Source organism: Clostridioides sp. GD02377 (assembly GCF_045899875.1).
Taxonomy (GTDB): domain Bacteria; phylum Bacillota; class Clostridia; order Peptostreptococcales; family Peptostreptococcaceae; genus Clostridioides; species Clostridioides difficile_A.
Genome location: NZ_JBJODA010000014.1, coordinates 55,106 through 74,837, shown reverse-complemented (window position 1 = coordinate 74,837; position 19,732 = coordinate 55,106). Strand labels below are relative to the sequence as shown.

Sequence of the window (19,732 nt, the reverse complement as noted above, 5' to 3'; positions counted from 1 at the left end):
GGGGAAGGGGAACAATGCCTGTAAGAGCAGATCAATTAAAAGAGAAAGAGGATTTTCAGAAACTAATATTAGAGAGGTTAAAAGAGGATAATGGTTATATAATTCGTACATCAGATAAGTATGTTGCAGGATTAGCTATGGATGTAGAGATATTGTTACAGTTTCTAAATAATACACAACCTGAAACAATGGAAAAACTTCGTAAAATGTATAAGGAACGTACGGAGCAAACTGTTATTAATTATATTAATCAAGAAATTAATAAGAGTAGCCGTAGTCTTATTGATGTACTAAAGCATGGCGTAGAATTTGATAATGGTTCTACGTTGAAGCTTATGTTTCCTAAATTAGCAACAAGTTTCAATAAGAAAGGTAATGAGAGATATAATTCTAATATATTATCTGTAATGGAAGAAGTCTATCACAAAGAAGGGGAACGTGTTGATTTAATTATATTCCTAAATGGTCTAGCTATTTTTACAATTGAGCTAAAATGCAATACATCAGGTCAAAATTATGAGGATGCTATTAAACAATTTAAAAATGAGCGTGATGAGAAAACGCGTCTATTTAGATTTAAAGCTGGCTGTTTAGCTAGTTTTGCAATGGACTTAAATGAAGTATATTTATGTACTGAGTTAAAGGGGCATTCATCATTTTTTATGCCATTTAATAAAGGTGGAGATGATTTTGGTGCTGGAAATCCACACAATGAAGATGGAATAAATGTTTCATATATGTGGGAAGACATTTTAACAAAAGATAAAATCATATTTTTAATAGAGCGTTTTATTTATATAAATAAAGAGACTAAAAGAAATCCAGATACAGGAAAGAAAATCATAACTGAAAAGGTTATATTCCCTAGATATCATCAACTACGCGCTATAGAAAAATTGATGGGGGATATTAAAGTAAATCATTCAAGTTGCAATTATTTAATTGAGCATTCAGCCGGTTCAGGTAAAACCAATACTATTGCGTGGCTTTCTCATATATTATCATCGTTACATGATGATTATGATAATAATATATTTGATACAGTATTAATAATAACGGATAGAATTATTGTAGATAGACAACTTCAGGAAGCTGTAGATGGAATAGAACATAAGAGTGGTCAAGTAAAGGTTATGGATGATAAATGTAGTTCTTCAGATTTAGCTGATGCGTTATCAGGAAATACAAAAATTATAGTAACAACTATTCATAAGTTCTACTATATACTTGACCAAAATTTACTTGGTGGATTAAATAACAAAACTTTTGCTGTATTAATAGATGAGGCTCATTCTTCAACAAAAGGAACATTAATGCAGGCTGTTACTACTGTTCTTGCAGGAAATGATGGTGATGATGAAAAAGATGAAGAGGATAAAATTGTTGAAGAAATACAAAAAAGTGGAAAACAAAAAAATGTTTCTATGATTGCTTTTACAGCTACACCTAAACCAGATACACTTCAGCTTTTTGGTACATTAAACGATAAGGGGCAAAAAGATTCCTTTGACTTGTATCCAATGAAGCAAGCAATAGAAGAAGGATATATATTAAATGTTTTAGATAACTATACAACGTGGAAAACATATTTTGAGCTAAATAAAACAATAGAAGATGATCCAGAATTACAATCAATAACAGCTAAGAGAAAAATTGCTAGATTTATAGACTTACATGATACTAATATTGCACAAAAAATAGAAATTATAATAGAGCATTTCCGTCATAATGTAGCTCACTTACTAGATGGAAAAGCTAAAGCTATGGTTGTAACTTCATCTAGAGAAGCAGCAGTTAAATATCATCAAGAGTTAGAAAAGTATATTCAACGAAATGGATATAGTGATATACACGCGCTAGTTGCTTTTTCAGGAAAAGTACCATTAGATGGGGTGGAATATACAGAACCAAATATAAATGGGATAAGTGAAGAAGATTTAAGAGATGAGTTTGATAGAAGTTATTATCAAGTTCTATTAGTTGCTAATAAGTATCAAACAGGTTTTGATCAACCAAAGTTGGTTGCAATGTATGTAGATAAAAAATTAAAAGGGGTTACTGCAGTACAGACTCTTTCTAGATTAAATAGAATTTATCCCCCATATGATAAACGCACATTCGTTCTTGATTTTAAAAATGAATATGATGACATAAAAAAAGCTTTTGAGCCCTACTATAAAGATACTGTATTATTTGAAACAATAACACCTTCAGATATAAGAGATTTACTTAGAGAAATAGAATCCAACAATATATTAGACTTTACGGATATTGAAGCGTTTAATCATTTTTTATATCAGCAGAAGAGAACATCTAAAGATAAAGCAAAAATGTGGTCATTATTAGACAAAGCTCTTCAAAGGATTAACCCTTTAGAAGAAATTGAGAAAGCTGAAATACGTATTACAATTAGAAGGTTCTTGAAAAGTTATTGTTTTCTTATTCAAGCTACATGCTATGAAAATGTGGACATGCATAAGTTTTACAATTACTTATCTTATCTTGTAAAAGAGATTGAAGTTGGAAGTGGTGGAAATGATTTTGATATTGCTGACAAAGTAACAGTTAGTGGATTTAGACAGGAGCAAATTTCTGAAAATTCTAATAGTTATATTGATGCAAGACCAGAAGTGAAAATTAAAAAGCCAAAGCCAGCAAATCTTGAAGAGCAGCAAAAAAAGAAGTTATCAGAAATAATAGATGAAATAAATGCAATTTATAATAAAGAATATCAATCTGATGTAGCGTCAAAATCAGCTATGCAAATAAGGGATTTATTATTACATGATAAACGTCTTAAGACGAGTGCTAAGAAAAATTCGTTAGATGATTTTAAATTTACTTATGAGGATAGTGTTCAAGATGCATTAGTTCAAGGATATGATCAAAATATGGACTTCTATACATTATTGTTAGGGAATTCAGAACTAAGAGAAAAAATTACAAATGTTTTTATGGAAGAAATATATAAAGCTTTAAGAGATATGGAATAACAAAAGGGGGGGAAAGTGCTCCATTACATAACATAGCAATGGAGCACTAAATAGGATATTATGAATCAGAAATTTTCTAATAGTTTTGTCCCATATATACCTAAAGAACAATTTGATGATGTAGCCAGTGATTTTTTAAATAAATATTGTCCAGAAGCTTTAAAAACACCAATGGCTATTCCTATATGGGACATTGCAAAAAATAGAATACAGTTAGAAATATATGATACTGAGCTTTTATCGGATAAAAATACAATTCTTGGTGCAATTACATTATGTGATGGGATTATTGATGTTTTTGATCCTGAGATAAATGCATATAAAGGTATAGAAGTTCAAAAAGGGATGGTCTTTATAGATAGTAGTATGTTGAACGATGGAAGGAGAAACAATACATTAGCGCATGAATGTGTACATTGGTTTAAACATAGACCGTATTTTATCAGAAACAGACAGGGAGTAGGTATGCAAGCCATTGCCTTCAGGTGTCCAGTAGAAGAAACAAATAAAACTATGGATGAAGAATGGGCAGATGCTGAAATAATGGAATGGCAAGCTAGAAATATTGCCCCAAGAATTTTAATGCCAAAGAATACAACATTAGTTAAAGTGAAAGAATTTTTAGCTAAGCATAATTATTCAAATGATAAATATGCTGCAGTAAAAGAAACAATAGAAGAGTTATCAGAATTCTTTGAAGTATCAAAGCAATCCGCAGTTATAAGAATGGTTGATTTTGGATATGAAGTAGCAAGAGAATTCTATAATTATAATAATGAGATAGATTTTTCACCTTATAAACAACGTAATTTTAAGATAAATCAGAGAGGATTATCTAAAAAAACTGTTCAAAAGATTAGTTCAAAAGAAGCTTATGAGGAATACAGAAGAAATAAAGTATTTAGAGAAATAATACATTCAGGTGCATTTAAGTATATTAATGGATTTTTTGTAATTAATGATAAAAAGTATATAGCAAGTGATGAAGAGGGAAAACAAATACTAACTGAATATGCTGAGACACATATGTCAGAATGTGTATTAAGCTTTAGTTTTAAATTGGATGGATATGTTCCACAGGATAGTGGTAATTCTACGGATATGTTTTATATGTATAAAGCAGAATCCTATTCAAGTAGGAAAACATATTCAACCAACACACAAAATTCTGATGTTTTTGACCGCTGGTATTCAGGTGAGGAAATGAGACGCCAGCTAGAAGAAAGAAGAAACTTACCACGTAGCTTTAATGAGATGTTTAAGTATTTATTTGATAACAGAAAATGGACTACACAAAAATTTAAGGATATGACTTTACTAAGTGATAATGAGTTATCAAGAATAAGAAAAAATCCACCTCAAACTTCAAAAAGAACAATGGTGGCAGTTTGTATAGGTATGAAATTACCTCTTGATACTTCTTTAGAGTTTATGAGAGCAGCAGGAATAGTACTTGTTGATACAAATGATGAGGATGCAATTTATAAATATATTCTCTCATGCAATTTTGGTGATATAGATAGTGCAAATGATTTTTTAATTGAAAATGATTTTAAGCCATTAGGTCAACAGGAAAAAGTTTCGGCCTAAGAAAAAAATTAAAATTAATTTATCACAGTGTGATAGAAAATTATTGTATTTAAGTTGGATGTTTTTATTTAATAAACTTATTTTAACCCTAAAAGACCTATTTAGCGTAAATTTATACGTTAGATAGGTCTTTTTTTATTATCATAGCGTGATAAGATGTATTTTTATTTTAGCAGTATTATTAAGCCATGAGTTGAGCAACTCGTGGTTTTTTTATTTTTATGTTTCGCTAAAAAGTTTTTTTTAATAGGAAATGGGTCTTCCAGTTTAACTTTTATTATTTAGGTACAGAGCAAAAACGAAAGGGGGTGTGAGTGATGAATGGAGCACAGGATTGGATAACTCCAACAGAAAGAAGAATGGAAGTTATAAAAGTTCTTTGTAAAAGAAGAAGTGAAACAATGGAAAACTTAGTTGAAGAGTTTGGAGTTACTAGCCGCACTATCAGAAATGATATTGACTATTTATCACTCTCATACCCAATAGAAACTGTTCGTGGTAGATATGGTGGAGGAGTTAAGATTATTGGTGATTTTGATTTGTATAGGAAATATCTTAATGAACAACAAAAGACTTTACTTGAAAAGCTGAAGGAGAGTCTTTCAGGTCAGGAACTTTCTATCATGAATATCATTTTAAGCGATTTTGCTTTGAATATATAATTACGGGACAAACCCGAATGGAAAGGATGATGGTAATGAATCAGATTTATGTTCAATTAGCTGATGGTTATGAAAAGGTTGCAAAAGCCTATCGTGAATTAGCTAAACAAGGTAAAGAGAAAATGGCAAAGTTAGAACAAGCAGGGGTTAAAGTTGAAACTGTTGTAACAGAAGTTAACGTAACAATTGAAATGGTAAGAGCAGTCCTTGCACAGAAATCACAAGAAGGAAAAACACGTGATGTTAAAGCCTTACTTATGAAATATGATGCAGGAAAGCTTTCAGGGGTTAATCCAAAAGATTATGCTGCATTACTTGCAGAAGCAGAGGTGCTTTAATGGGTGGACATGCAAGGTTTTCCCCTTCATCTGCCTATCACAGGATAAATTGTCCACCTTCACTGGTATTGGAGGAGCAATTTGAAGATGAAGAAAGCCAATATGCTGCAGAAGGTTCAGCTGGACACTCTCTTGCAGAACACTTAATAAAAAGACATCTTAAGCAAAGAAGTAAAAGACCAGTTTCAGATTATTTTTCAGAGGAGCTTTTAGAAGCTGTTGATAAATATGTCTTATATGTGATTAATGAAATAGAGGAATCTAAAAGAAGTTGTGAAAATCCAATATTTTTAGTGGAACAAAGAGTTGATGCTTCAGAGTATGTAGATGAATGTTTTGGTACGGCAGATATGACAATCATAACAAATTCTACAGTACAAGTTATAGATCTTAAGCTAGGTAGAGGAGTTCAAGTTTACAGTGAAGAGAATGCACAACTTATGATTTATGGTCTTGGGATATTATCAATGGCAGAGCTTCTTTATGATATTGAAACTGTAAAGCTTACAATTGTTCAGCCAAGAATTAATAATTTTAGTACTTGGGAAATTAGTCCTACTGAATTAAAAAAGTGGGGAGAAGAAGTGCTTAAACCAAGAGGTGCTATGGCATTGATGGGAGCAGGAGAATTTAAATCAGGAACATGGTGCCGTTTCTGCAAGGCAAGGAATCAATGTCGTATAAGGGCAGAAGAATTTTTAAATATTGCAAAGATGGAATTTAGGAAACCAGCGCTATTATCAGATGCTGAAATTTCAGAGGTACTTAGGGTTGCAGATGAATTATCAAAATGGGCATCTGATGTATATGCCTTTGCTCAGGAACAAGCAATTGTTAAAGGTAAGCAGTGGAGTGGATTTAAATTAGTTGAAGGTAGAAGCAACCGTAAGTATACAAATGAAGAAGAAGTAGCTCAAGCTGTAATAGATGCAGGATATAAAGATATATACAAACGTTCACTTATAAGTATTACTGAAATGGAACGTTTAATGGGAAAAAAAGAGTTTGCTGAAATCATGGATAATTTAGTGTACAAGCCAGAAGGCAAAGTTACATTAGTACCAGATGCAGACAAACGTAAAGCAATAAATAAATCTACCGCAATAGCGGAATTTCAGGAGGAATAAATATGAACCAAAATACAAATTTAACAAAGGTGATAGTACCATGCAGATTTTCTTTTCTTCACTGCTGGGAGCCAGACTCAGTAAATAGAGGAGATCCTAAGTATAGTGTGTCTGCCATTATTGACAAGTCAGATACTAAAACAATCGCTGCAATAAAAGCAGCTATAGAGCAAGCTAAAAAAGAGGCTGTATCAAAGTGGGGAGGTAAAGTTCCTAATAACCTAAAAATACCTCTAAGAGATGGAGATATTGAGCGTAGTGATGACAGTGCCTACAAAGGTAGCTATTTCTTCAATGCTAATAGTAGACAAGCACCTCAAGTGGTTGATTCAAAAGTACAGCCAATATTAGATCAAAATAAAGTTTACTCAGGTTGTTATGGAAGAATCAGTGTCACTTTTTATGGTTATAACTCAAACGGGAATCGTGGAATTGCAGCAGGATTGGGAAACATCCAAAAGCTAAAAGATGGAGAACCATTAGGTGGTAGAGTTAGTGCTTTTAATGAATTTGGAACAGTTGAAGATGAAGATTTCTTAGGTTAATTCCTATATTGGGGCGGTAAAAAACTGCCACCCTAATTTAAGAAATGGAGAGTGATGTAATGAGAACTTTAGGAATTGATATAGAAACTTTTTCGGATATAGATTTAATTTTCATCTGGAGTATATGCATACACTGATAGTCCGAACTTTGAAATTTTATTAATTGCATATGCTTTTGATGATGAAGAAACAAAAACTATAGATTTAGCTTGTGGTGAGAAAATACCACAAGAAGTTTTAAAGGCATTAAAAGATGAAAGTATTAGTAAAACAGCTTTTAATGCAGCACTTGAAAGAAGATGTATTTCTAAATATTTAGGAATTTATTTATCACCAACCTCATGGGTATGTACAGCAGTTTAAGCATCTATTCTTGCGCTACCTTTGTCACTTGAAGGTGTAGGTGAGGTTTTGAATATAGAACGTAAAAAATTAAAGGAAGGTTCAGATTTAATTAGATACTTTTCACTACCATGTAAGCCAACAAAAAGCAATGGTGGTAGAACCAGAAATCTTTCAAAACATGCACCAGAGAAGTGAGAACTATTTAGAACATATTGCATTCGAGATGTGGATGCAGAGTGAGAAATAAGATGGAAGCTACGAAACTATCCTATCTTAGAAAGTGAGCAAGAGATATACAGGTTAGACCAAGAAATTAATGATAAAGGAATACTTGTTGATTTAGATTTAGTAAGTAATGCGGTAGAATGTGATATTCAATATAAAGAAGCGTGTACAAAAAGGGCTTATGAATTAACAGGGTTAAACAATCCAAATTCTGTGTCCCAGGTTAAAGAGTAGCTTACAGAACGTGGAGTAGAAGTTGAAAGTTTAGATAAAAAAGCAGTTAAAAATTTAATTTATGATAGTGATGGTGAAGTGCTAGAAGTATTAAAACTTAGACTTCTTATGGCAAAAACATCAGTTAAAAAGTATCAAGCAATTGAGAGGTCAGTTTGCTTAGATGGTAGAGTTCATGGGTTATTATAGTTTTATGGTGCAAATAGAACAGGTAGGTGGGCTGGAAGACTCGTTCAAGTTCAGAATCTACCACAGAATCATATTGCTGACTTAGAGCTAGCAAGGAATCTTGTAAAGCAAGGAAGGTATGAAGATATAGATATGTTATATGATTCAATGCCAGAAGTATTATCTGAAATTATTAGAACTGCATTTATACCTAAAGATGGTTATCGATTTATTGTAGCTGATTTTTCAGCTATTGAAGCTAGGGTTCTTGCTTGGATTTCTGGTGAAACATGGAGACTTGAGGTATTTGCAAGTCATGGAAAGATATATGAAGCTTCAGCAGCTGCAATGTTTAATGTAGCAATAGATGAAATAACTAAAGGAAGTCCTTTAAGGCATAGGCGAAACAAATACAAAAAAACGTGATGAGTTTAATAGAATGATTGCAGATTGTAGAGCAAGGAAGATTGATAGAATTATTACAAAATCAATTAGTAGATTTGCTAGAAATACATTAGACTGTTTGACTTATATAAGAGAATTAAAGGAGCTTGGTATAGGAGTAATATTTGAGAAGGAAAACATTGATACTTTAGATGCAAAAGGAGAGGTGCTGCTTACAATACTATCTTCTCTATCACAAGATGAAAGTAGGTCAATCTCAGAAAACTCAACTTGGGGGATAAGAAAGAGATATGAAAATGGTCAGTATGGAATGAGTACAAAGAGGTTCTTGGGATATGATGCAGATGAAAATGGAAAGTTAGTAATTAACCAAGAACAAGCTAAAATAGTTGAAAGATTATATGATGAATACCTTTCAGGAAAAATGGAAATGAGTATAAAAAAGTATGGCAGTGCCAAGAAAGATATAGAGTAAAGGGAGTTTTGGGGTTTACAAGCAGACATATTGAAGAAGCAGTTTTAAAAGAGGCTTTTATACTTGCATGGAATACATTATTAGAAAATAGGAATGAAATAAAAAAACGTTGGGAATGATATGCTGAATTTGGGAATCCATTAGAGCAGTATAGAGCGTTACAATTTGCAGATATGACAGAAGATGCAAGTAAAATAACAAGTTACGAAACAGACTTCTTACTAAAAACATTAGATTATATTAAGGTATATGAAAGTGGAAAATTAGTAATAAAGTTTATGGAGGGAACTGAATTCGAATTAGGTAGAGAATAAACTACAAGAAGCCAATTAGGATAATTAAAATATCTTGGTTGGCTTTTTTTATTTTATACAAATGTTTAAACAATTGTATTTACAATAGGATTAAGGCGTGTTATTTTTAGGGAGAGGTGAAAAAATGGAAATTAATGTTAATAGATTAGTATCTATAGAAAATGCGTTGAATAATGTTGATGGAGTTTTTGAAATTGTTGATGATATAGGTAAAGTTATTATTTTAAAGGATAATAAACCAGCCTACATTATATCTAAATATGAAGAAAGTGCTGAAATTAATGCTAATAAAGTAACTGCAAGTGGTAATTATACATTACAAGAAGCTATGAAGATTGTTCTATTAGAGGTAGAGAATAACACACTTCATGCTTCAGAATTAGCAGATATTATATATGAAAGAAAATTATATGTTCAGAAAAATGGTGAAAAAGCTAAGTACAATCAGTTAAGGGCACGTTGTGGTCATTACCCTGATATGTTTGAAGCTTTACCAGGTAATTTTATAAAACTTAAATAAGGGGAAGGGGAATAAAATATGTCTTTTCAAACACCAATTACAATTAGTGAAGTTATAAATGATATTCATTCAAAAAAGTATTTGCTTCCATCCATACAAAGGGAATTTGTATGGAGTCCAGAGCAAATAACTATGCTTTTTGATAGTCTTATGAGAGATTATCCTATTAATTCATTTTTATTTTTGAAGGTTCCTAAAGAAAAAGCTTCAGAGTTTAAATTCTACGAATTTCTTCGTGAGTATCATCAAAAAGATAATAGACATAATCCAAAGGCAAATATTAATGGTAGTGACGATGTAATGGCTGTACTTGATGGACAGCAACGTTTAACATCTTTGTACATAGCTTTAAAAGGAAGCTATGCTAATAAAATTGCATATAAAAAGTGGGATAATCCATTAGCTTATCCAAAGAAAAAATTATATATAAACTTACTTGATACTCCAGAAGATATTTCATATGAGTATGAATTTAAATTTCTTACTGAAGTAGAATCAAAGGAAGTTGATGATAATCATTATTGGTTTGAAGTTGGAAAAATTATGGATTTGAAAGAACAGTACGATGTAATGAATTTCATGATTGAAGCAGGACTATCATCAAATCCAAACAAGGAAAAAGCTAAATTTGCAAATAAAGCACTATATAAGTTACACTCTGTAATTCATGTAAATAAAATAATAAGCTATTACCTTGAGCAAAGTTCAGAGCTTGATAAAGTTCTTAATATTTTTATACGTGTAAATAGTGGTGGAACAACATTAAGTTATTCAGATTTACTTTTATCTTTTGCTACTGCTCAATGGGAAACTAGGGATGCAAGAGAAGAAATTAATGAATTCGTGGATGAAATAAATCAAATTGGTAGAGGATTTAATATTAGTAAAGATATAGTGCTAAAAGCTTGTTTAGTACTTTGTGATTTACCTGACATTTCATTTAAGGTTGATAATTTTAACCGTACAAATATGCTTAAGATTGAAAAAGAGTGGGATGGTATTACAAAGGCAATCAGAGATGCTTTAAAATTAGTAAGTAGTTTTGGATTCAGTAGGGACAATATTACATCCAATAACTTAATAATTCCAGTTGCATATTACCTTAAAACTATAGGGCTACCAAATAACTTTGAAACATCAATGTCAAGAATTGATGATAGGAGAAATATTAAATTATGGTTTGTTTCAGCATTATTGAAGAAGGTATTTAGTTTTGCACCAGATGGAGTACTAAAGCCAGTAAGAGAAATAATTAAAAATCAATCATTAAATGGATTCCCGATAGATTCAATATTTGCACATTTTAAAGGAACTAATCGTTCATTACGATTCACAGATGATGATATTAATAATTTACTTTATTCAAAATATGGACATAGTGATACGTTAGTAATCCTTTCTATTCTGTATCCATGGGCTTATTTAAGACATAATTTCCATGTTGATCATATGTTTCCTAAGAGTGAGTTTACGCCTAAAAAATTGACAGCTAAAGGAGTACCTGAAGATAAAATTAATTATTTCATAGAAAATTATAATTTTATTGGAAACCTACAGTTGCTTGAGGAAATACCTAATATTGAGAAAAAGGCAATGGAGTTTGAAAAGTGGTTAAGCGAAAAAGTTCCATCAGGTGAACTAGCAGACTATAAGAAAAAACATTATGTTCCATCAGTAAATTTAGCATTTAATAATTTTGATGTATTCCTAGAAGAACGTGAAAAGATGTTAATTGAAAGATTGAATAGCGAACTTAGGAAGTAGAAAAATTTTGTAGACTAGATTATAAGAGAAGTAGGAGGAGAGTCTTTATGCCTAGACCAGGAGCAACGATATATGATTTACTACTTTCATGTCCGGGAGATGTAGTTGATTTAAAGGATATAGTAAAGGAGTCTGTTGATGATTTTAACGGGTTATTTGGTAGTACAAATAATATAAAGATTGAATTAAAACATTGGAGTTCAAATGCATATCCACAATCAGGTGGGAGTGCTCAGGAATTATTAAATCAACAATTTATACATGATTGTGATGCATGTGTAGCTTTACTTGCTAATAGATTTGGGAGTCCAACTGAAAAATATGATTCTGGTACTGAAGAAGAAATAGAAGATATGATCAATAATGGAAAACAAGTATTTATGTACTTTATTGAAAGGCTAGTTGATCCTAGTACAATCGATACAAATCAACTAGATAAAGTGAGACTTTTTAAAGAAAAATACACAAACAAAGGGATATATTGGCAAGTTAAAAATAATGAAGAGTTTAGAAAGTTATTTCTCAACCATTTAACACTCTATTTTTTACAGTTAATAAGTGCGCAACAGGAGGTGAAAGTAAATACTAGAACCCCACAATTGAATTTATTAATGAATGATAAAAGTAAGAACGCAGTAGCTAAACACTCTAATTTTCAAAGTGCTAAATTGTTTTTAAATAAAGAACAGGAAATTTTGGAGTTAATAAATCAAATAAAAGATATTAGAATTGAAAAAATAGATGCTGTAGTTGAAAATAAAGATAACCCTATAAATGATACAACTGCATTAAATAGTACAATTACAGAACAATTATCTATATCTCTATCATCATTAAAAGGTATGCAGAATTTCATGAAATCAACATTTGTTAAAGTGGTGATAGATGAAGAAGTAAGAGATACTGTTGAAAAGTACTGTATAGAAAGAAATATTATTATAAATGAAGAGTTTTGGGATCTAGGTAATTTGGAAAAAGAAACAAGAATTATTTATGGAAGTGAAGAAAAGTATAGAGGTGGAGAAGAAGCAGAAAAAAAGTATAATTTAATTACAAGTTTATGGGCTAAAATATATGAGTATAATGAATATCACAATTTTTTTAAATCAATTGATCAATTATGGTGTCTAGATTTTATAGTAAGTAACACAGGATCTATATTTGATGAAGATATTGATGTAAAAATTATAATTCCTAGAGGAGCTATAGTAAGTATTGATGATTTACCAATGCCCGGATTATCATGTATTGAAGAAATAAATGATCATAACTTATGTGAATTACTATTTTGTAGTAGAAAATCAGATGATATAGATAGATACACTGATTATCCGATCAATAACTACATACCATATGATACATCAATGAAGACACCATTTAATAGACCTTCAGCATCAGAAAAATATGAAGTACAAAAGAAAAAATATCTAAGAGAGTTGGAATCTTTATTTTGCTACGAAGTTTTTAATAAAGCCGATCATGATATAATAAAGTTTAACATTAGGTATTTAAAGCAAAATACAAACATGTATTTACCGACACATTTGTTTTTTAAGAAGTTTCCAGAGTATATAGAATATGAAATTAAATCAAAACATGTACCAGATGTTGTTGAAGGAAGATATGAAATTACAGAATAAGAAACTTGACTTTTAGGATAAAATGTAGCATTACTACTTATTAATAAAATGATAAGGAGTAGTGCATTGTGAAGCTAGAAGAAGAGCTTAAAAAAGAAATTAGAAATCTGCGTATGACAGACTTAAGCTATAGACAGGTGGCTGCAGAAACAGGTTTAAGTAGAGACTGCGTTAGAAACTATTGTAAATCTGTTGGATTGGATGGGTTAGGGAGTGAACTGTCATCTGCACTTAGATGCAAATTTTGCAATAAAGCAATAGAAAGAAAAGCTACTGGAAGAATACCCATATATTGCTCAGTAGATTGTAAAAAGAAATGGTATCAAGTAAATCCTATTATGCATGAACATGTTTGTGATTACTGTGGGAAGGAATTTACAAGCCTTGCAAAGATTGCTAAGTTTTGTAGCCATAAATGCTTTGAGAGAAATAGGTTCTATCGAAAAGAAGATATACAGAGATGGTCATAAAGTTTCTCGAGAAAGAAGAGGCTATTCCAAATGCACCAGTTTGGATAAAAACGTTAGTTAATGGCATTTCGGATAGAGAGGAACATTAGAATTTTTATATAAAGATAAAACTCATTTGTTAAATAGCATAAGAAATATGTGGTAACGCATTGCGAGACTGTAGTTAAACTTATTAGAGAATAACAAGGTTATAGCTATTTGTATGATGTTATAAAGGTGGATTTGCCATCGATTTGCCACCATAATTATTTTTCAGTGGTAAATTTATTCTACAATGCTTTTAAAAATATTTCCAGACTCCAAATTAATTTAGAGTAAAATCTATACAATAGATTTGTAATAGTGAATAATTACTTGTGATATAGATGAAAAAATTTAACTTACACTATAAATATTCAATTAAGGTACTATACTAAAACATTGATAGTATAGTACCTTTTTGTAAGCACATAAAAAGTAGACAAATACATAAATTATAGTCTATTTGTAGTTAATATGAGATTGGTATTTTAAATAGGATAATATTCCAAGGTATTTTTTCTTAAGTGAAGAAGTACCTATTTTACTATTTACATTTTATATCTTCTAAATTACTTATATATCTATCATTTTCTTAATACTATTTTATCCCCATTTTTATAGAAACTAAAATTTCATTTGGTAAATAATTATATTTCCATTGGATATTGTAATAACAATCTCACTCTTCTTTAGAATTATTGTACCTAATGAACTTAGTATGTATAAAATCATAAATGTGTAAGATACAAGGAGTTTATCAAATATCATCTTCATTATAATTTCATTATTTTATATAATATAAATAGTATTAAGATTTTTATAAGAGTTAAAGCAAGCATGTATTATTACTTAAATATTTGTATAATCAACATCTAGCAATTTACCTTTTTGGTGAAAATGATTAACAAGTTTTTTAGGATAATTCATTATTAATTCATCTGGAAAATTAATTTCTTTTAAGATATTCTCAGAATACTCATAGTTACCTATATCAAAACAAATGTGAGCATCTGAAGTTAGTATGATTTTAGTACCATATTTTTTACAAAGTGTAGCAATATACTTACAATTATCCAAGCTACCACTTCTTGACACGCCTTTGATAGAACAATTATTTATTTCTATTAATATATTCTTTTCAATGGCTAATTTAATGATTAATTCATAGTCGATTGGGTAGTTTGGGTTTCCAAGGTGACCTAATATTTCAATATTATCATGCTTATCTATTACATTTATTAAGGCTTTAGTATTATTCTCCAATGTATTTGGTGAAAAAACGGCTTCATGAAATGACAAGATAATATAATCTAATCGAGGAATGACAAAGGGTTCTAGGTCTATGTTTCCTTCAATATCTAGTATATTTGCTTCACATCCTCTTAGGATTATAATGTCATTTATGATTCTTGGAATATTTTGAATGTTGTGAAAGTACCATTTGTGGGGAGAACCAGGCATCTTAGGACCATGTTCAGATGTACCTAGTATCTTAATTCCATTCTCTTTACAATAATTAATATTTTCTAACAAAGTGCTATAGCCATGACCACTGACTATAGAGTGGGTGTGTAAATCTGATAAAAAATTCATATAAATTCCTCCTCTATAAAAGATGAGGGTAACGTAATTTATATTATAAAACGAACCAGAAATAAAATCAATAGTTACACAATTAGACAAAAATATTAAAATATTGTAGAATTAAGCTTAATAATAAATATTTAACAGTATTACTGCTTATGGGGGAGGTCAACTATGATACAAAAGAAGTTATCAAGGAAAGAAAAAGTTTTAATTTGATTGAAAAGGCTAACAGAGGAACACTTGAACCTTAATAATGGCATTAGATTTGGATTTGATGCAGAATATATTGCTACTGAAGTAGGTATAAATAGAAGTAATGCTAGTAAGGAATTAAATCAATTAATAAAGGAAAGTATTATTATAAAAATAAAGGGAAAACCTGTTCAGTACTTATATAAAGAAAGTATTGAGAGTATTTTAGGAAAGAAACTACATAAAGGGATATTTGATAATATTAACTCTATAAACGAATATAGTGAGAATGATTCTATCAAAGAAGAGTATATTTTAGATAGCATAAAAAAAGAGAACAATATTTTTAATTTAATAGGGTATGATGGAAGTTTAAAGTCCCAGATAGAGCAAGCTAAAGCAGCAGTAATATATCCACCTAAGGGTTTGAGTACATTAATAATAGGACCTACAGGAGTTGGTAAATCTATATTTGCAGAATATATGTATAAGTATAGCTTAACTATAAAAGAAAATAGTGATAATGCACCATTTATCATATTTAACTGTGCTGATTATTCTGATAATCAGCAATTATTATTAGCGCAACTTTTTGGATATGTAAAAGGGGCATTTACTGGGGCTGATAAAGATAAGTATGGTATTGTACATGAGGCTAATAATGGGATATTGTTTTTAGATGAAGTTCATAGGTTATCTGCAGAGGGACAAGAAATGCTATTTCTGCTTATGGATAAAGGTATATATAGAAGGTTAGGAGAGACTAATAAGGTACATGAGTGTAGGGTTATGATAATTGCGGCTACTACAGAAGATCCACAAACAGCAATGTTGGAAACGTTTTTAAGAAGAATACCTGTAACTATAAAGATTCCGTCTTTAGAGGAAAGAGGTTTTCAGGAGAGAATGAGGCTTATATGTTATTTTTTAAAAGAAGAAAGTATTAGGATTGGTGTTAAGTTAAAGGTTTCAAAAGAAGTTATTAAGGCATTTATTTTATATAAGTGTAAGGGAAATATAGGACAATTAAAAAGCGACATACAATTAATTTGTGCAAGAGCTTTCTTAGACTATATGACCTATAAAATGGAATGTGTATATGTAAGACTTTCTCTTCTACCAAACAATATTAGAGAGTCATTGTATGGAAATAACAGAAAAGAGGAGTTTGTACAGAATTTCAGTTTTATTGGGAAAGATGATATTATTTTTTTACCAGAAGAAAAGAATTTTGAAAGTGAAAATTTATTAATAGAAAATAAAAAATATGATTTAGATTTCTATGGAATGATAAAAGAAACTTGGGATAAACTTCAACAAGAAGGTATTAAAGAGTCACAAATTAGAAGCTTTATAGATGAAGATATACAGAAGTATTCCTATAATTTAATGAATACTTTTATATATAATAGTAGTAATCAAACAGCTTATAACAATATTGTTAATGATTCAATTGCAACTACTGTGAAGTATATTTTACAAAAGCATGATAAATGGAGTAGAAAAGAAGGATTAGATAAATTAATAAAAGCTATAGCCTTACACATTCAGAATTTAATTGAAAGAATAAAGATCGGGAACATAGTAAAACATCCTAATAAAGATGAAATTATGAAGGAAAGAGTATATGAATATGACATAGCAAAAGAAATACTATCTAACATGTCATTAATGTATGGGGTTGAGTTTCCAGAAGATGAAGCAATTTTTTTAGCAACGTTTCTTTATTTATCTTATGTGGGATTAAATGAGGAAAGTATAGCAATATTAGTTATAATGCATGGTGAATCTACAGCATCTAGCATGGTAAATGTAGCTAATACTTTACTGGATTGTAACCATGCAGTGGCAATCAATATGGGGCTAGAAGATAGAGTTCAGGATATTTTAGTCCAAGCTGTAGAAATAGCTAATGAAATTGATAAAGGAAAGGGAGTTTTAATTTTAACTGATATGGGATCTATTTTAACATTTGCTAAAGTTATTCATGATGCTACTGGAAAAGAAGTAAAAGCAATAGATATGGTAAGTACACCTATTGTAATAGAAGCAACTAGAAAGGCTCTAACTCCTGAAATGACATTAGATAAATTATATTTTAATATTATAGAATCTATAAAGAAACATTATGGAGATATGGAAATTACATATGCTGAAAAAGATAATGGTGGTAGATATTTTGATAGATTATTAATTGACAATATTAGCAAGACCTTGACCTTTTTAAATGGGGAAAAAGCTTATTTTATATTAAAAGAAGTAATTAATAGGATTAGTGAACATTATTCTTTAGTAATTCAAGATGAGCTTTTAGTAAAGTTTATATTTCATTGTTCATGTATGATTGAAAGAATAATAATAAAAGAGTCTTTAGTTTATAAATCATACGAAGAAAGAATTAGTAGAAGTAAAGAATTATATTTAGTTATAAAAGAAAATTTTAAGCTTGTAGAAGAGACATTCGATATAATTATTTCAGATATGGAATATGCAAATATATTAGATATATTTGAATCACAATATGATACAGATAAATTTAAAAGTTGATACAAAATTTAAAAATAGCCAAAAGGCTATCTTTTTTTTACTTTTTTTGATACAGATTTGATACAGGTCTGAAAAACATTTTGATACATATTGAAAGAATAAGTTTTTTTAATAAATTAAGCAAAAAGGGTTGGTTAAATCTTGCAGAATAGCCACTTGTTATTGATACACATACGTTGGCATGGCAATTGCTTATATAAAAAGTGACAAAAAAAGTGAGGTGAGATTGGTGATAGGTATAATAGTTATGACTCATGGGAGTTTTAGTGAAGAAATTATAAAAAGCTGTGAACTTATTGCAGGACCAGCAGAAAGAACAGCAGCAATTAAACTAAATAGGAATGATAATATTGAAGACTTAAATAGAAATTTTGTAGAAAAGTTAAATGAATTAGATGAAGGTGACGGAGTTTTAGTATTAGCTGACCTATTAGGAGGTTCGCCAAGTAATGTCGCAAGTTTAAACCTTAAAAAAGGTGGAGACTTTCATGCACTTACTGGAGTAAACCTTCCAATGCTACTTGAAGCTTTAATTAATAGAGAAGGAAAAAATCTAGAGGAGTTAGCAGATGCATGTATTGAAGCTGGAAAAACTGGTATAAACAATATTAATAAAGTTCTTAGCTCAATGTAATATAAAAAGGAGTTCGATTAAAAATGTCTTTAGTGGAATATTGCAGATGTGATGATAGATTAATACATGGTCAAGTGATATATAAATGGGTTAGGCATCTAGGTGTTAAAAAAATAGTAGTAGTAGATGATGAAACAACCAATGATGTTATTTCTAAAGGTTTAATAAAAATGGCAGCACCAAAAAATATTGATTTATCAATATTAACTGTAAGTGAATCAAGGAGGTATTTTTATAATAACCAAGCTGATGATAACGTTTTTGTATTAATTAAAAACTTAGATACTGCAAATAGAATGATAGAGGAAGGAATCGATATTAAAAAACTTATTATTGGAAGAATACCTACAGGGATAGGAAAAAAGAAAATATCTCAAAATGTATACATTAATAAAAAGGAGTTTCTTTTAATATATGAATTTATTAAAAAAAATATTAATGTATCAATTCAAATGGTACCTGATGATGATGAAGTAGAATTAAATCACAGTATTAATCGCTATAAAGGAGAGTTTGTTTAGTAATGAATAAATATAAGGCAATCATACTCTGCCATGGAACTTGGGGAGAGGTATTAGTAGAAGAAGCGAATGAAAATTTTGGATTGTCAAATCAATACGAAGTTTTATCACTAAGCTCTGAAAAAGATGTTTCTGTATTCATGAAAGAGGTTGAAGAAGCAGTAGATAAAGAAGATGTGAAAATTATAATATCAGATCTTTATGGGGGGTCTACATCAAGTGTTGCAATAGCTATTGCTATAAGAAGAGGTATAGATGCCATAAATGGACTTAGCTTACAGACAATTTTAATCGTAGATGAAGAATTAAGCAAAGACGATAAAGTACATACATTACCAGAAAGAATTGTGAAAAAGAATAACAACCTTTGTGTAGATTTGATTAAAGAATTTAAAAAAATATAAATTATGAGGTG

General features: G+C 30.0%; 18 protein-coding genes and 1 pseudogene. 18 read left to right on the top strand and 1 reads right to left on the bottom strand.

Going from position 1 to position 19,732, the window contains the following annotated elements:
* Positions 1–14 precede the first annotated feature (14 nt).
* From Q3304_RS13455 to Q3304_RS13390, 14 genes and pseudogenes are all read left to right on the top strand, one after another.
* Positions 15–2,993, top strand: a complete 2,979-nt coding sequence (locus Q3304_RS13455; RefSeq protein WP_407813723.1) for a type I restriction endonuclease subunit R — start codon at positions 15–17, stop codon at positions 2,991–2,993.
* 60 nt (positions 2,994–3,053) lie between these two features.
* On the top strand, positions 3,054–4,583 hold the full coding sequence (locus tag Q3304_RS13450; RefSeq protein ID WP_407813724.1) for an ImmA/IrrE family metallo-endopeptidase: 1,530 nt from the start codon (positions 3,054–3,056) through the stop codon (positions 4,581–4,583).
* Between the two features lie 317 nt (positions 4,584–4,900).
* The gene (locus tag Q3304_RS13445; RefSeq protein WP_407813725.1) at positions 4,901–5,245 is read left to right on the top strand and encodes an HTH domain-containing protein; all 345 of its coding nucleotides are present in this window, start codon (positions 4,901–4,903) and stop codon (positions 5,243–5,245) included.
* Between the two features lie 35 nt (positions 5,246–5,280).
* Positions 5,281–5,583, top strand: a complete 303-nt coding sequence (locus Q3304_RS13440; RefSeq protein ID WP_407813726.1) for an rRNA biogenesis protein rrp5 — start codon at positions 5,281–5,283, stop codon at positions 5,581–5,583.
* Positions 5,583–6,710, top strand: a complete 1,128-nt coding sequence (locus Q3304_RS13435) for a DUF2800 domain-containing protein (protein WP_407813727.1) — start codon at positions 5,583–5,585, stop codon at positions 6,708–6,710. The genes Q3304_RS13440 and Q3304_RS13435 overlap by 1 nt, the downstream gene beginning before the upstream one ends.
* Positions 6,711–6,712: 2 nt before the next feature.
* Complete coding sequence (locus Q3304_RS13430) at positions 6,713–7,255, top strand: DUF2815 family protein (RefSeq protein WP_407813728.1); 543 nt, start codon at positions 6,713–6,715, stop codon at positions 7,253–7,255.
* A gap of 384 nt (positions 7,256–7,639) precedes the next feature.
* Positions 7,640–7,795, top strand: a complete 156-nt coding sequence (locus tag Q3304_RS13425; protein WP_407813729.1) for a hypothetical protein — start codon at positions 7,640–7,642, stop codon at positions 7,793–7,795.
* A 585-nt stretch (positions 7,796–8,380) separates the two neighbouring features.
* A complete protein-coding gene (locus Q3304_RS13420; RefSeq protein ID WP_407815442.1) occupies positions 8,381–8,653 on the top strand; it encodes a DNA polymerase in 273 nt (90 codons plus the stop codon).
* Positions 8,622–9,071: pseudogene (locus Q3304_RS13415) on the top strand (recombinase family protein); the annotation flags it as partial. The gene Q3304_RS13420 and the pseudogene Q3304_RS13415, both read left to right, overlap by 32 nt.
* 209 nt (positions 9,072–9,280) lie before the next feature.
* Entirely contained in the window at positions 9,281–9,421 is a 141-nt protein-coding gene (locus tag Q3304_RS13410) for a hypothetical protein (RefSeq protein WP_407813730.1), read from the top strand.
* Positions 9,422–9,545: 124 nt separating this feature from the next.
* Entirely contained in the window at positions 9,546–9,941 is a 396-nt protein-coding gene (locus tag Q3304_RS13405; protein WP_407813731.1) for a hypothetical protein, read from the top strand.
* An 18-nt stretch (positions 9,942–9,959) separates the two neighbouring features.
* Positions 9,960–11,705 (top strand): DUF262 domain-containing protein, encoded by a 1,746-nt coding sequence (locus Q3304_RS13400; protein WP_407813732.1) that lies wholly within the window; start codon positions 9,960–9,962, stop codon positions 11,703–11,705.
* Between the two features lie 47 nt (positions 11,706–11,752).
* Positions 11,753–13,345: a hypothetical protein gene (locus Q3304_RS13395; protein ID WP_407813733.1), complete on the top strand. Its 1,593-nt coding sequence runs from the start codon at positions 11,753–11,755 to the stop codon at positions 13,343–13,345.
* A gap of 68 nt (positions 13,346–13,413) precedes the next feature.
* The gene (locus Q3304_RS13390) at positions 13,414–13,815 is read left to right on the top strand and encodes a hypothetical protein (RefSeq protein WP_407813734.1); all 402 of its coding nucleotides are present in this window, start codon (positions 13,414–13,416) and stop codon (positions 13,813–13,815) included.
* A gap of 870 nt (positions 13,816–14,685) precedes the next feature.
* On the opposite strand, the gene Q3304_RS13385 is transcribed toward Q3304_RS13390, so the two are convergent.
* Positions 14,686–15,429, bottom strand: coding sequence for a phosphatase (locus tag Q3304_RS13385; RefSeq protein ID WP_407813735.1), 744 nt, complete (start codon positions 15,427–15,429; stop codon positions 14,686–14,688).
* Positions 15,430–15,663: 234 nt separating this feature from the next.
* On the opposite strand from Q3304_RS13385, the gene Q3304_RS13380 reads away from it, so the two are divergent.
* The 4 genes from Q3304_RS13380 (at position 15,664) to Q3304_RS13365 (ending at position 19,721) form a co-directional block, all read left to right on the top strand.
* Positions 15,664–18,162, top strand: coding sequence for a sigma-54-dependent transcriptional regulator (locus Q3304_RS13380; RefSeq protein ID WP_407813736.1), 2,499 nt, complete (start codon positions 15,664–15,666; stop codon positions 18,160–18,162).
* 181 nt (positions 18,163–18,343) lie between these two features.
* Positions 18,344–18,796: a PTS sugar transporter subunit IIA gene (locus Q3304_RS13375; protein ID WP_222153459.1), complete on the top strand. Its 453-nt coding sequence runs from the start codon at positions 18,344–18,346 to the stop codon at positions 18,794–18,796.
* Positions 18,797–18,819: 23 nt separating this feature from the next.
* Positions 18,820–19,317, top strand: coding sequence for a PTS sugar transporter subunit IIB (locus tag Q3304_RS13370; RefSeq protein WP_054268946.1), 498 nt, complete (start codon positions 18,820–18,822; stop codon positions 19,315–19,317).
* A 2-nt stretch (positions 19,318–19,319) separates the two neighbouring features.
* Complete coding sequence (locus tag Q3304_RS13365; protein WP_054268947.1) at positions 19,320–19,721, top strand: PTS sugar transporter subunit IIA; 402 nt, start codon at positions 19,320–19,322, stop codon at positions 19,719–19,721.
* Positions 19,722–19,732 lie beyond the last annotated feature (11 nt).